12 protein-coding genes and 2 rRNA genes (1 of these 14 cut by a window edge) are annotated in these 14473 nt (G+C 71.5%); 2 read left to right on the top strand and 12 right to left on the bottom strand.

From position 1 onward, the window contains the following. From ACWCHM_RS16320 to ACWCHM_RS16355, 8 genes are all read right to left on the bottom strand, one after another. On the bottom strand, window positions 1-867 hold the full coding sequence (locus ACWCHM_RS16320; RefSeq protein ID WP_204962036.1) for a hypothetical protein: 867 nt from the start codon (window positions 865-867) through the stop codon (window positions 1-3). Between the two features lie 58 nt (window positions 868-925). Continuing rightward, entirely contained in the window at window positions 926-1861 is a 936-nt protein-coding gene (locus ACWCHM_RS16325; protein WP_204962037.1) for a copper transporter, read from the bottom strand. A gap of 27 nt (window positions 1862-1888) precedes the next feature. Further along, window positions 1889-3067 (bottom strand): putative cytokinetic ring protein SteA, encoded by a 1179-nt coding sequence (steA, locus tag ACWCHM_RS16330; protein ID WP_281898775.1) that lies wholly within the window; start codon window positions 3065-3067, stop codon window positions 1889-1891. 119 nt (window positions 3068-3186) lie between these two features. Then, complete coding sequence (recN, locus tag ACWCHM_RS16335; RefSeq protein WP_454218949.1) at window positions 3187-4944, bottom strand: DNA repair protein RecN; 1758 nt, start codon at window positions 4942-4944, stop codon at window positions 3187-3189. A 137-nt stretch (window positions 4945-5081) separates the two neighbouring features. Further along, entirely contained in the window at window positions 5082-5966 is an 885-nt protein-coding gene (locus tag ACWCHM_RS16340; protein ID WP_204962040.1) for an NAD kinase, read from the bottom strand. A 109-nt stretch (window positions 5967-6075) separates the two neighbouring features. Next, window positions 6076-6921, bottom strand: a complete 846-nt coding sequence (locus tag ACWCHM_RS16345) for a TlyA family RNA methyltransferase (RefSeq protein WP_454218950.1) — start codon at window positions 6919-6921, stop codon at window positions 6076-6078. Window positions 6922-6939: 18 nt separating this feature from the next. Next, window positions 6940-7131, bottom strand: a complete 192-nt coding sequence (locus ACWCHM_RS16350) for a hypothetical protein (protein WP_204962048.1) — start codon at window positions 7129-7131, stop codon at window positions 6940-6942. A gap of 175 nt (window positions 7132-7306) precedes the next feature. Beyond that, window positions 7307-7987 (bottom strand): phasin family protein, encoded by a 681-nt coding sequence (locus ACWCHM_RS16355; protein ID WP_454218951.1) that lies wholly within the window; start codon window positions 7985-7987, stop codon window positions 7307-7309. 112 nt (window positions 7988-8099) lie between these two features. Between ACWCHM_RS16355 and ACWCHM_RS16360 the strand changes: the two genes are divergently transcribed. Then, window positions 8100-8435 carry an SCP2 sterol-binding domain-containing protein gene (locus ACWCHM_RS16360; protein WP_431924125.1) on the top strand — a complete coding sequence of 112 codons (336 nt, stop codon included), beginning with the start codon at window positions 8100-8102 and terminating at the stop codon, window positions 8433-8435. Window positions 8436-8507: 72 nt separating this feature from the next. Here the strand turns inward: ACWCHM_RS16360 and ACWCHM_RS16365 are convergent, their stop codons facing one another. After that, window positions 8508-9527, bottom strand: a complete 1020-nt coding sequence (locus tag ACWCHM_RS16365) for an HAD-IIA family hydrolase (protein WP_454218952.1) — start codon at window positions 9525-9527, stop codon at window positions 8508-8510. After that, the gene (locus ACWCHM_RS16370) at window positions 9524-10612 is read right to left on the bottom strand and encodes a hypothetical protein (RefSeq protein ID WP_454218953.1); all 1089 of its coding nucleotides are present in this window, start codon (window positions 10610-10612) and stop codon (window positions 9524-9526) included. Before ACWCHM_RS16370 ends, ACWCHM_RS16365 begins: the two co-directional genes overlap by 4 nt. Before the next feature lie 105 nt (window positions 10613-10717). On the opposite strand from ACWCHM_RS16370, the gene ACWCHM_RS16375 reads away from it, so the two are divergent. After that, window positions 10718-12325 (top strand): hypothetical protein, encoded by a 1608-nt coding sequence (locus ACWCHM_RS16375; protein WP_454218954.1) that lies wholly within the window; start codon window positions 10718-10720, stop codon window positions 12323-12325. A gap of 91 nt (window positions 12326-12416) precedes the next feature. Here ACWCHM_RS16375 and rrf read toward each other — a convergent pair. Both rrf and ACWCHM_RS16385 read right to left on the bottom strand, forming a co-directional pair. Further along, window positions 12417-12533: ribosomal RNA gene (gene rrf, locus ACWCHM_RS16380) — 5S ribosomal RNA — on the bottom strand. Window positions 12534-12631: 98 nt separating this feature from the next. After that, window positions 12632-14473 (bottom strand): 23S ribosomal RNA (locus ACWCHM_RS16385); it runs 1269 nt beyond the window's last position.

Here is a 14473-nt window from a genome sequence, read left to right on the forward strand (position 1 = left end):
TCAGTCGGATCGCCGGCCCAGCGCGTCGAGTTCCCGCAGCACCGGGGTGCGCTGGATGACCGCCGTGAAACTGACCTTCTCGCTGGCCGCGGTGAGACCCGCGAGGACCGCGAGCAGACCGGCCCGGCCGAGCGGGCCGGTGCGGGCGGCCAGGGCCACCCCGAGCAGCGCGCCGAGTGCGTTGGCCCCGCTGTCGCCGATCATCACCCGCTCACCGAGGTCCTCGTCGAGCAGCCCGGCGGCGGCACCGACCGCACCGGCGGCGATACCGGCGTGCGGACCGCCGGCCAGCGGCACACCGAGCAGCACCCCCGACTTCAACGCCCGGCCGGGGCGCAGGTCGAGCAGGTTGAGCAGGTTGGCGGTACCGGCGACCACCCCCGCGCCGAGCAGCACGTCGGCGGTACGGCCGAGTGCGCCGTGGCGCTGCCGGCGGGGGTGCGCGGCGACCTTCGGGTCGGCGGCGAGCAGTACGGCCGCGGCGAGCCCGGCCGCACCCACCCCGGCCACCTTGACCATGCCGGCGGTGACCCGACCGGCCCGCAGGGCGGCGAGGTGACCGGCGAAGCCCTTGGCGGCTTTCTGCTCCGGGCGGGCGCCGACCACGTCGTCGTAGAGGCCGACGGCGCCCGCGCCGAGGCCGGCGACGAGCACCGCCGCGCCGGCCGGGACGCTGGCCGCGCCGAGCGCCCCCGCCCCGGACGCCCCGACGGCCAGCGCCGGCCCGGCGGCGAGGCTGACCGTACGGCCCCGGAAGTTGGTCCGCTCCAGCGCCGGCCCCGCCGGGGAGGTACGGGCCTCCCGCAGCGCGTACCGGGCGGCGGCGGCACCGGCGGCGGCGGCGAGCAGCCGCCCGATCCCGCTCATACGGCACCGCCGGACGGTACGGGCGGGTGGTAACCGGTCACCGGGGTACGTGGTTCGTTCACTGGGGCAGTCTAGGCACCAGCGTGGCGTTGTCGCCGACGCCGTACTGACCGGTGCGCTTCTCGGTGAGCTGTTGCACCAGGGCCAGGCTGGTGACCAGCTGCCCCTGCACGGTGTTGGCGTTGTCGACGGTGGAGATGGTCTGGGCGAGCACCGGGTCGCCCCGGACCACGGCCACCAGGTTGCCGCCGGCGGACCCGTTGCCGCCGACGACGATCGCGCCGGTCCGGTCGAACTGCTCGGCGATCTTCACCACCGACTCGTCCTTCTTCGCCGAGTCCTTGTCGACGTACGGCTGCCCGCTGACCACCACCACGGCCTCGGCCGGGCCGGTGACCTTCTCCTCGCTGGTCAGGTAGCCGGCGTTGACGTACGCGGCCAGCACCGCCCGCCGGTCGGCGTCGGTCACCGCGGGGGTGCCCTGCGGCCGGTCGAGCAGGACGCTGGCCAGCAGGGCACTGGAGGTCTCCACGCCGTTGCCGTTGCCAGGCAGCGCCGAGGCGGGGGCGGTGGGCCGGGCGGCGGTGACGGCCAACTCCATCAGGCTGGTGTTGTTGTCCGGGTTGACGAACTTGTCCTGGATGTCGACCCGGCCGGTCACGGTGGCCCCGGCGGTCTGGAGCATCTTCAGCACGCCCTCGGTGTGCTCCCGCCCGGTGGGCAGGCTGAGCACCATGACCCGCTTGCCGGTCAACTTCCCCGGGAGGATGATCTGCGCCATCTCGGCGGCGAAATCCTCCTCCATGTCCAGTTCCTTCTGGAGGCTGTTGACCGACTGCCGCATCTGCTGGTTGTCCTTGCGCAGCGAGTTGACGGTCTCCTTGAGCGAGTCGGCGACCGGCCCGTTGAGGGCGGCCGTGCCGACCACCAGGCCGATCGCCAACGCCAGGAAGACCGCGGTCAGGGACACCACGTGGTATCGGAAGTTGATCACGCTTGCAGCCTCTTGATCGGTCGGGAGCTAGAAGAGCTGGCCGAGCTGGAACACGAAATTGTCCCACCACTCGGAGACCACACCCAAATACGCCTTGCCGACGGTGGAGACCGCCACGGCCGACGCCATCGCGGCGATCGCCGACAGGACCAGCAGCAGCAGCGACGACCCGGAGATGCTCTGCCGGTAGAGCCGGCTCACCCCCTTGGCGTCGACCAGCTTCCCGCCGACCTTCAACCGGGTGAGGAACGTCGAGGCCATCCCCCCGCGCCCCTTGTCCAGGAACTCCACGAGCGTGGCGTGGGTGCCGACCGCGACCAGCAGCGAGGCGCCCTTCTCGTCGGCCAGCAGCATCGCCAGGTCCTCGCTGGTGGCGGCGGCCGGGAAGGTGATCGCCGGCACGCCGAGGCCGTTGACCCGGGCCAGACCCGGCGCCCGGCCGTCCGGGTAGGCGTGCACGATCACCTCGGCGCCGCAGCGCAGCACGTCGTCGGTGACCGAATCCATGTCCCCGATGATCATGTCGGGGGTGTACCCCGCCTCGACCAGGGCGTCCGCCCCGCCGTCCACGCCGATCAGCACCGGCTTGAACTCCCTGATGTACGGGCGCAGCACGTCCAGGTCGGCCTTGTAGTCGTAACCCCGGACCACGATCAGGCAGTGCCGCCCCTGCACCGGCGTCTCGATGTCCGGCACACCCACCCCGTCGAGCAGCAGGTCCCGCTCCTGGCGCAGGTAGTCCATCGTGTTGGCGGCGAACGCCTCCAACTGCACCGACAGGCCCTCCCGGGCATCGGACATCGCCTTGGCGACCGTCTCGGCATCCTGGAGGTCACCATGCGCGACCGGCTCGTCGCCCAGGAAGACGGTGTTGCCCTCGATCCGGACGGTGTCACCCTCCCGGATCCGCTCGAACACCCCCTCACCGAGGTCGTCCAGCAGCACGATGCCGGCACCGATCAACACCTCCGGCCCCAGGTTGGGATACCGGCCCGACACCGACGGCTTGGCGTTGAGCACCGCCGCGACACCGACCGCGACCAGCGAATCGGCCGCCACACGGTCCAGGTCGACATGGTCGATCACCGCGATGTCGCCGGGGCGGAGCCGGCCGACCAGCCGCTTGGTACGGCGATCCAGACGTGCGGTGCCGAGAACTGAGTCCGGTTCCGCGTTCCGGGCCCGGCGCAACGTGGGTAGACGCATCGTGACCATCCTGGCATGGGAGGCAGGCATTTCCGTCGCGACATGCCTGAGCAGGGCCGCCTACCCAGGGAAGCACACCAGAGCGCAGGCTGGTGTGCCTCCGCTCACAATCGTTGCCCTCAGGGCCGCCTTTCCTTCGCCGCAACGGCCAGCAGCTCCTCGGCATGCGCGATACCCAGATCCGAATCCGGCAAACCCGCGAGCATCCGGGCCAGCTCCCGGGCCCGCTCGGTGTCCTCCACCACCCGCACCCCACTGGTCGTCACCGCGCCACCGGTGTCCTTCGCCACCACCAGGTGCCGGTCGGCGAACGCCGCAACCTGCGGCAGGTGCGTCACCACCAGCACCTGGTGACTGCGCGCCAACCGGGCCAACCGCCTACCGATCTCCACCGCCGCCTGCCCACCCACACCCGCATCGACCTCGTCGAACACCAACGTCGGCGGGCCCCCCGAACCGGCGAACACCACCTCGATGGCGAGCATCACCCGGGACAACTCCCCCCCGGAGGCACCCCGCTGCAACGGCAACGACGGCGCACCCGGATGCGCCAGCAACCGCAACTCCACCTCGTCGGCACCATCCGGACCGACCCCGCACTCCACCCCGTTGACCGCGAGGGTGGGCTCGGACCGGCCGGCCGGCCGGGGCAGCACCGCCACCTCGATCCGGGCGTGCGGCATGGCCAGCCCCGCCAGCTCCACCGTGACCTGCTCGGCGAACCGCACCGCCGCCTCCTGCCGGGACGCCGACAACCTCCCGGCCAGCTCGGCCACCTCACCGGCCAGGCGCTGCGCCTCCCGGTCCAGCTCGTCGAGCAGCTCGTCGGAGGTGTCCAGGTCGGACAACCGGGTCCGGGCCCGCTGCGCCCACGCGATCACCCCGTCGACGTCGTCGGCGTACTTACGGGTCAACGCCCGCAACGCGGCCCGCCGCTCGTAGATCGTCTGCAACCGGGCCGGGTCGGCGTCCAACGCCGCAAGGTACGCCGACAACTCCGCCGACACGTCCGCCACCAGGGTCGCCGCCTCCTCCAGCCGGCCGGCCAACTCACCCAGCGCCGGATCGGTGCTGGCCTGCGCCTCCAGGGTGCGCCGGGCCGTACCGAGCAACGCCGTCGCATCCAGCGTGTCGTCGGCCGCCTCCACCCCGCCGGCCACACACACGTGCGCCAGCTGCGCCGCCGTCCGCAACCCCTCGGCATGCTCCAGCCGCTGCACCTCGGCCTTCAACTCGTCGTCCTCACCCGGCTGCGGATCGACCCGGGTGATCTCGTCCAGCCCCAGCCGCAGCAGATCGGCCTCCTGGTGCCGGGCCCGGGCGTTGCTGCGCCGGTCGGCCAGATCGTCGACCACCTGCCGCCACCGCCCGTACGCCTCCCGCAGCGCGTCGACCAGCTTCTCGTGCCCCGGCCCGGCGAACCGGTCCAGGGCGGCCCGCTGCTCGGCCGGCCGCAGCAGCCGCAGCTGGTCGGACTGGCCGTGCACCGCCACCACCTGCTCGCCCACCTCGCCGAGCATCGACACCGGCATGCTGCGGCCGCCCAGGTGCGCCCGGGACCGCCCCTCCACCGTCACCGTCCGGCTCATCAGCAGCGAGCCGTCGTCGTCGGGCCCGCCACCAGCGTCCACGATCCGGGCGTGCACCACGTCGGCCACCCGGCCGTCGAGCCGCAACCGCCCCTCGACCGTCGCCCGCCCCGGCGCGGCCCGCACCCGACCCGCGTCGGCACGCCCGCCGAACAGCAGGCCGAGACCGGTCACCACCATCGTCTTGCCGGCACCGGTCTCACCGGTGATGACGTTCATCCCGCCGGCCAGCGGCAGGGTGGTGTCCTCGATGACGCCCAGTCCGGTGATCCGCAGCTCTTCCAGCACAGCACCCGACAGTAGACGCGTGCTGCGACAGTTGACCAGCCGGCACGGGGCACCGCACCGGCAGGAAATCCTCCACCGGCACAGCGCCGCTGGTCGACGGCCCCGCAGGTGACCACGGACACCCGCACCGGCCCCGATCAGCGGCGGCTACCGCGCCAACCCTGCACCGGCAGATCGAACTTCGCCACCAGCCGGTCGGTGAACGGCCGGTCCCGCAACCGCACCACCCGGACCGGCAACGCACCCCGACGCACCGTCACCGTCGCCCCCGGCGGCAGGTCGTAGACCCGGCGACCGTCACAACACAGCACCGCCAGCGTGGTGAACGGATCGACCGTGATGACGAACGTGGACGTCGGCGCGGTCACCAGCGGCCGGCTGAACAGCGCGTGCGCGCTGATCGGCACCAGCAGCAACGCCTCCACCTCCGGCCAGACCACCGGCCCCCCACCGGAGAACGCGTACGCCGTCGAACCGGTCGGCGTGGCGCACACCACACCGTCGCAGCCGTACCGGGACAGCGGACGACCGTCCACGTCGACGAGCAACTCCAGCATCTGGGCACGTTCGCCCTTCTCGACGCTGATCTCGTTGAGCGCCCACGACTCGATCGTCGGGCCACCGTCGAACTCGGCGGTGACGTCGAGGGTGAGCCGTTCGTCCACCGTGTAGTTGCGCCCCACCACGTCCCGCACCGCCGTGTCGAGATCGTCGATCTCGGCCTCGGCCAGGAAACCCACCTTGCCCAGGTTGATCCCGAGCAGCGGCACCTTCGCCGGCCGGGCCAGCTCCGCCGCGCGCAGGAACGTGCCGTCCCCGCCGAGCGCGAAGACGATCTCGGCACCCTCGGCCGCCTGGAGACCGTCCACCGGCACCACCCCGGGCAGGTCGAGATCATCGGCCTCCTCGGCCACCACCCGCACCTCGAAACCGGCCGCGATCAGGTCGGCGGCGACCGCCCGCGCGTGCTCGGTGCTCCGCCGCCGCCCGGTGTGCGTCACCAGCAGGGCCGTGCGGCTCACCGGTGCCACCGTCCGCCCCGCACCCGGCCAGCCCCACCCTCGTCGAGGTCCACCGGACCCGCCTCCCGTCCACCCTCGCGGGGCGTCGTACCGACACCACCCACCACGCTCACCCTGCCACCTTCCCCGACACCGGGTCCGGCCCGGGGCCGTTCGGCCCGGCGTCCACCACGGCACGCACCCGACCGGGATCGGCCGGCGGCGCGTCCCGGCGCAACCATACGAAGAACTCCACGTTGCCACTCGGACCGGGCAGCGGACTGGCCGCGACGTCCGCCAACCCGAGCCCGAGCCCGGCCGCGCTCGCCGCCACCGCCAGCACCGCCTCGGCCCGCAGCGCCGGATCACGCACCACCCCACCCGCGCCGACCCGCTCCCTGCCCACCTCGAACTGCGGCTTCACCATCAGCGCCAGGTCACCGTCGGCCCTGGTGCAACCCGCCAGGGCGGGCAGCACCAACCGCAGCGAGATGAACGACAGGTCCGCCACCGTCAGGTCGACCTCCCCACCGATCACCTCCGGGGTGAGCGTCCGCACGTTCGTGCGGTCCATCGCCCGCACCCGACCGTCGGTCCGCAACGACCAGGCGAGCTGCCCGTAGCCGACGTCCACCGCGACCACCTCGGCCGCGTCGGCGCGCAACAGCACGTCGGTGAACCCTCCGGTCGACGCCCCGGCGTCCAGGCACCGCCGGCCCGCCACCCGCAGCCCACCGGGACCGAACGCGGCCAGTGCGCCGGCCAGCTTGTGCCCACCCCGGGAGACGTACTCGTCGGTCGGGTCCGCCCCGGTCACCAGCAGCGGATCGGCCGGGTCGACCATCGCGGCGGCCTTACGCGCGGGCACCCCGCGCAACTGGACCCGACCCGCCTCGATCAACGCGCCGGCCTGCTCCCGGGACCGGGCCAGGCCGCGACGGACGAGTTCGGCGTCGAGCCGGGTACGACGTGCCATGGGGGTGGTTCTCTCCGGTCAGGTCTGGTCGATGGTGGCGAGGGTTTCCCGCAACGTCTGGTACGCCGCCTCGTACTGGGCGATCTGGTCGGCCGGGGACAGGCCCTCGGCGTTGGCCATCGCCCGCACGGCGGCGTCGACGGCAGGATGCCGGGCGTCGTCGACCTCGTCGTCGCGCCCGCCGACCGGCGGCGGACCGGGCCGGCCCAGGTGCGGCGGCGGACCGGGCCGACCGACCGGCGACGGACCGGGTGTCCCGACCCCCGACGGGCCGGGACGGCCGACGGGCGGGCCGGGTGTCCCGGCGGGGAACGGGCCGGGGCGGCCGGCAGGCGGTGGACCGGGGCGGAACGGGGTGGTCACGACCGGCTCCCCGGGGGACGGCTCACCCGGCACCACCGGAGCCGTCGTGGCCGGGGGTCACCTTCCCGGGGCGGGCAGCATCCCCGCCGGGTCCGGTCGACCCGGCTGCCGGCGGGGCCGCGTCCGCCGTCGACCCGGCCCTCTTCGCCACCGCCTTCTTCGCGACGGCCTTCTTCGCCACGGCCTTCGGGGCCGTCGTCGCCACCGTCGTCGGGGTCACCGCCTTCTTGGCTACGGTCTTCGCGACGGTCTTCTTGGCCACCGTCCCGGTCGGCGGTCGGGCGGTACCGGCCGCCGCCGCGTCGGCCTCCGTTGCGGGGGCCGGTCGGGTCGCCGCGCCGCCACTGCGCGGTACGGTCGTGTCGGGTGCGGCGTCACCGGCCGGCAGCCCGCCCGGGGCACCCTTCGCCTCACGGAGCTGCCGTTCCAGGTCGTGCACCCGACGGGTCAGCTCGGCGACCTCGTCGGCCGTCGCCAGCCCCACCGCGCCGAGCGCCCGGTCGACCTCGAACCGGACCAGCTTGGTCAACGCCTCCCGGTTCGCCACGCCGGTGGCGAACAGTTCCTCGGCGAGCGCCTGCAACTGGACGGCGGTCGCACCGCCCGTCCCGGCCAGCCGCCGGGCGGCGTCCTGTGCCCTCTTCCGGGGCGCCTCCGTCAGGCCCAGGGCCAGCTCCAGGTAGGCGCGCCACGCGTCCTGCATGACTCAAGTCCTTCCGCGGGGGCAGTGTGCGGCCCTCACGCTACCGGGCGCCCCGAGGCGTCCCTTGCGGTACGGTGCCGGAAAACGGCGTGGCGGGTACGAAGGAGACGATGTGGCAAGCGTGGACGAGTGCCGACAGGCCCTGCGGGATCTTGCCGACCGGTTGGACCGGCACGCCGACGCCTCCAGCAAGATCGATCTGGACCGGACCCTGGCCTGCCGGATCACCGATCTGGAAACCGCGTTCCACGGCCGGATCGAAGGCGGCCGGCTGGTCGATCTCGCCGACGGCGACGACCCGAAGGCGAAGATCGCCCTGGTCACCTCCAGCGACGACCTCGTCGCCCTGGTGCGCGGCCAGCTCGACGTCACCAAGGCGGTCGCCGCCCGCCGGGTCTCCATCAAGGCCAGCCCGTTCGACCTGCTGAAACTGCGCAAGCTGCTCTGAGCGACGACGCGACGACGACAGGGCCGGCACCGCTGCCCGGTGCCGGCCCTGTCACCGTCAGGTGGCGTGCCGTCAGGTGGCCAGGCCGAACCCGGCCAGCGCCTGCTCCGCCTCCGGCGAGGCCGGGCGGACGTCCGCCCCGGTACCCGCCTCCCACGCGACCGCACACAGCACGGCCAGCGCGTCCAACGGCCGGCCGGCACCGCGCAACTCCACCGCGCCGTCCACCGCCACCGCCGACCATCCACCGGCCTGCGGAGCGCCGGGGACCCGGACCACGGCCGTCGGATCGAAGAGCCCGGCCAGGTCGGCCGCCACGTGGGTCGGCCGTCGCTGCCCGGGGGCACCCAACAGCTCGGGTACGTCGCTGACGCCGGTGAGCACCAGCAGGCTGTCCAGCCCGGCCCGGCGGGCGCCCTCGATGTCGGTGTCCAGCCGGTCACCGACCACCAGTGTCCGGCCGGTGCCGGCACGCCGGGCGGCCGTGGTGAACAGCGCCGGCTCGGGCTTGCCGACGACCACGTCGGGTGCCCGGTCCAGGGCGTGCCGCAGGGCTGCCACCAGCGACCCGTTGCCGGGCAGCGGGCCCCGTCCGCTCGGCAGCGTCCGGTCCGTGTTGGTGGCCACCCAGGTCGCCCCGGCCCGGATCGCCACCGACGCCTCGGCCAGGTCCACCCAGCCCACCTGCGGGCCGTACCCCTGCACGACGGCGACCGGCGCGGCGTCGGCGCGGTCGACGGGGGTGAGCCCGACGGCGCTGATTTCGGCGCGCAGCGCCTCGGCGCCGACGACGAGCACCGCCGCGCCGGCCGGCAGCCGGTCCCGCAACAGCTCCGCGGAGGCGGCGGCCGAGGTGAGCACCTCCGCCGGATCAGCCGGTACGCCGATGCCGGTGAGCAGCTCGGCGACCTCGCTGGAACGCCGCGAGGCGTTGTTCGTGGCGAACGCCACCGACCGGCCCTCGGCCCGTAGCGCGCCGAGGGCCTCGACCGCGCCGGGGATCGGCCGGTCGATCAGGTAGATCACTCCGTCGAGGTCGAAGACGACCAGGGCGTACCCGTCGATCAGCCGGTCCCCGGCGACTGCGGTCATCGCTGGTCCGCCTCCGCCGCCGGTCCGTCGACCGGCCGCACCCCACCCGTGGCCGTCGCGTCCTCGGCGTCGGCGGCCGGGGACGCGACGGGGTCGGGACGGTCGTCGGCGTCCCGGGCGGCGTCGGCGGGCAGGTCGTCACCGGCACGGTCGTCCCGGTCGGCGTCGCGGACATCCTCGGCGGCGTCCTGTCCGGCCTCGGCAGCGTCCGGCCGAGTCAGCTCGGCACCCTCGTCCTCGGCACGGTCGTCGTGGCTGTCGCGAGCCTCGTCGTCAAAGTCGTCTTCGTCGTCGAAGTCGTCGTCCTCGTCACGGTCGTCGGCGGTCCGCCGGGCCCCGGCGTCCGGGTCGGCCGGCAGCGTGCCGTCGGCGTCCCCTGCGGCGGCGGGCTCCTCGACCGGCTCGTCGTCCTCGTCGTCGCCCTCGATCACCACGCCGTCGAGTTCCAGCAGCCGTTCCGGCGCGTCGGTCTCGCCGTCGGCATCCACATCGGCGGCCCGCGAGAACCACTCCCGAGCCTCCTCACGGCGGTCCACCGCGAGCAGCGCGTCGGCGTACGCGTACCGCAGCCGCGCGGTCCACGGCTCGGCCACGTCGGTGGTCAGCTCCGGCACCTGGAGCATCGCCACCGCCGCGTCCTTCTGCCCCAGGTCACCCCGGGCACCCGCGGCGACGATCAGCAGTTCGACCGCGACGGCCTTGTCGAGCTTGTCGTTGTCGGCCCCCCGGAACAGGTCGATCGCCCGCTCCGGACGCCCCAGCGCCCGCTCGCAGTCGGCCAGCACCGCCAGGTGGCTCTGCAACCCGGTCATCCGGTGGTACGTGCGCAGCTCGGCGATCGCCGTCTGCCACTCCCCCGCGTGGTACGCGGCCAGGCCGACCGCCTCACGTACGGCGGAGATCCGGGCGGCGAGCCGCCGGGCGGCCATCGCGTGGGCCAACGCCTCCGCCGGGTCCTCGTCGATCAGCTGACCGGTGGCGACCAGGTGTCGGGCAACGGTCTCCGCCACCGGCTTGTTCAGCGACAGCAGCTCCGCGCGGACCGCCGTGTCGAGGTCACTCGCGGAGATCTCGTCCGGCAGCACCGGCGCGACCGCCCGGCCGTCGGTCTCGTCCCGACGCTCCCGGTCGGGGCCGAACCCGCCCTCCCGGCGGCGGTCGTCCCGCTGGTCGTCGCGGCGCGGCCGGTCGTGGCCGCCGCGCTCGCCACCCCGGTAGCCGCCCTCACGACGGTCACCGCCGCGCGAGTCGTCGCCGCGGAAACCGCCCTCGCGGCGGTCGCCGCCACGGAAGCCGCCTTCGCGGGAGTCACCGTCGCGGCGGAAACCACCGGGACGGGAGTCACCGTCACGCGGACCCGACCGGAAACCACCCTCACGACGCTCACCGGAGAAGCCACCCTCGCGACGGTCCCCACCCCGGAAACCACCCTCACGGGAGTCACCGCCACGGAAACCACCCTCACGACGATCGCCACCACGGAAACCACCCTCACGGGAGTCGCCCCCACGGAAACCGCCCTCACGACGGTCACCGCCGAAGCCACCGGGCCGACGGTCGCCGCCCCGGAAACCACCCTCGCGGGAGTCACCGCCACGGAAGCCGCCTTCGCGGCGCTCACCGCCACGGAAACCACCGGGACGGGAATCACCGTCACGCGGACCCGACCGGAAACCACCCTCACGACGCTCACCGGAGAAGCCACCCTCGCGACGGTCCCCACCCCGGAAACCACCCTCACGGCGGTCGCCGCCACGGAAGCCGCCTTCGCGGGAGTCACCGTCGCGGCGGAAACCACCGGGACGGGAATCACCGTCACGCGGACCCGACCGGAAACCACCCTCACGACGCTCACCGCCGAAGCCACCGGGCCGACGGTCGCCGCCACGGAAACCACCCTCGCGCGAGTCACCACCCCGGGAGTCACCGCCCCGGAAACCGCCCTCGCGCGGGCCCGACCGGAAACCACCACGGTCGCCACGCGAATCATCCCGACGGTCGCCGCCACGGAAGCCCCCTTCGCGGGAGTCACCGTCGCGGCGGAAACCACCGGGACGGGAATCGCCGTCACGCGGACCCGACCGGAAGCCACCCTCACGACGGTCCCCACCTCGGAAACCACCCTCACGGGAGTCACCGCCGCGGAAACCACCCTCACGACGGTCGCCGCCACGGAAGCCACCTTCGCGGGAATCACCGTCGCGGCGGAAACCACCGGGACGGGAGTCACCGTCACGCGGACCCGACCGGAAGCCACCCTCACGACGGTCCCCACCTCGGAAACCACCCTCGCGCGAGTCACCGCCACGGAAACCACCCTCGCGCGGGCCCGACCGGAAACCACCACGGTCGCCACGCGAATCATCCCGACGATCCCCACCACGGAAACCACCGGGACGGGAGTCACCGTCACGCGGACCCGACCGGAAACCACCCTCACGACGCTCACCGGAGAAGCCACCCTCCCGGCGCTCACCGCTGCGGAAGCCGCCGTTTCGCGGTGCGTCACCGTCACGGCGGAAACCACCGTCGCGGCGGTCGCCACTCCGGAAGCCGCCTTCGCGGGAGTCACCGTCGGAACGGAACCCACCGGGACGGGAGTCACCGGTACGCGGGGCCGACCGGAAACCGCCCTCACGCCGATCGCCGCTCCGGGGTCCACCCCGCGCGGCGCCACGGTCGTCGCGGTCACCACGGTACGGGGGTCGGTCGTCCCGGCGGGGGCCTGCGTCCCGCCCCTGGGGACGGTCGGAGCGGTCTTCGTATCGGCGCGGACGGTCTCCGCCCTGCGGTCCTGAACTCACAGGTACATCCTTCCTGATTGCGCCACCCACGGCGCGACGCAGTCGAGGGCCGACCCGGATGGGGCGGCCCTCGACTGGAAAGGTTGTCCGGCGGTGTCCTACTCTCCCACACCCTCCCGAGTGCAGTACCATCGGCGCTGGAGGGCTTAGCTTCCGGGTTCGGAATGTAACCGGGCGTTTCCCCTCCGCCATGACCGCCGTAACACTATGAACATATCAAACAACACACACACCCACACACGCGTGTGGGGGGTTGTTCGGTGTTTGTTCAGAGTTGCACAGTGGACGCGTAGCAGCCTTGTTATCAAGTCCTCGGCCTATTAGTACCGGTCAACTCAACCCGTTACCGAGCTTACATTTCCGGCCTATCAACCCAGTCGTCTAGCTGGGGGCCTTACCCCACCAAAGGTGGGTGGGATACCTCATCTTGAAGCAGGCTTCCCGCTTAGATGCTTTCAGCGGTTATCCCTTCCGAACGTAGCTAACCAGCCGTGCCCCTGGCGGGACAACTGGCACACCAGAGGTTCGTCCGTCCCGGTCCTCTCGTACTAGGGACAGCCCTTCTCAAGTATCCTACGCGCACGGCGGATAGGGACCGAACTGTCTCACGACGTTCTAAACCCAGCTCGCGTACCGCTTTAATGGGCGAACAGCCCAACCCTTGGGACCTGCTACAGCCCCAGGATGCGACGAGCCGACATCGAGGTGCCAAACCATCCCGTCGATATGGACTCTTGGGGAAGATCAGCCTGTTATCCCCGGGGTACCTTTTATCCGTTGAGCGACACCGCTTCCACACGCAAGTGCCGGATCACTAGTCCCGACTTTCGTCCCTGCTCGACCTGTCAGTCTCACAGTCAAGCCCCCTTGTGCACTTGCACTCAACACCTGATTGCCAACCAGGCTGAGGGAACCTTTGGGCGCCTCCGTTACCCTTTAGGAGGCAACCGCCCCAGTTAAACTACCCACCAGACACTGTCCCTGAACCGGATAACGGTCCGAAGTTAGATACCCGAATCAACCAGAGTGGTATTTCAAGATTGCCTCCACCCATACTGGCGTACAGGTTTCACCGGCTCCCACCTATCCTACACAAGCCCATTCAGATACCAATGTCAAGCTATAGTAAAGGTCCCGGGGTCTTTCCGTCCTGCCGCGCGTAACGAGCATCTTTACTCGTACTGCAATTTCGCCGGGCCTGTGGTTGAGACAGTGGGGAAGTCGTTACGCCATTCGTGCAGGTCGGAACTTACCCGACAAGGAATTTCGCTACCTTAGGATGGTTATAGTTACCACCGCCGTTTACTGGCGCTTAAGTTCTCCGCTTCGCCCCCGAAAGAGCTAACAGGTCCCCTTAACGTTCCAGCACCGGGCAGGCGTCAGTCCATATACATCGAATTACTTCTTCGCATGGACCTGTGTTTTTAGTAAACAGTCGCTTCCCCCTGCTCTCTGCGGCCATACAACGCTCCACCCGCACGGGGCTTCACGTCTCCGGCCCCCCTTCTCCCTAAGTTACGGGGGCAATTTGCCGAGTTCCTTAACCACAGTTCGCCCGATCGCCTCGGTATTCTCTACCTGACCACCTGTGTCGGTTTGGGGTACGGGCCGCTCGAAACTCGCTAGAGGCTTTTCTCGGCAGCATAGGATCACTGACTTCACCTGAATCGGCTCGGCATCACGTCTCAGCCTCAATGCACCGCGGATTTGCCTACGGCACGGCCTACACGCTTACCCCGGCACAACCACCGGCCGGGCTCAGCTACCTTCCTGCGTCACCCCATCGCTTGACTACTACCCGCCAGGTTCCCACGCTCCCCAACCTCAACCCGAAGGTCTCAGCTGGTTTGGGTGGTTAGCACAACGAGGTTCATCACGGGCGCTCCTTCGCGGGTACGGGAATATCAACCCGTTGTCCATCGACTACGCCTCTCGGCCTCGCCTTAGGTCCCGACTCACCCAGGGCGGATTAGCCTGGCCCTGGAACCCTTGGTCATCCGGCGGAAGGGTTTCTCACCCTTCTTTCGCTACTCATGCCTGCATTCTCACTCGTGCCGCGTCCACAACTAGGTCACCCCGCTGCTTCACCCCCGGCACGACGCTCCCCTACCCATCCACACACCTGCACACCCCATCAAGGAG

The sequence above is a fragment of the Micromonospora sp. SCSIO 07396 genome (assembly GCF_053667945.1).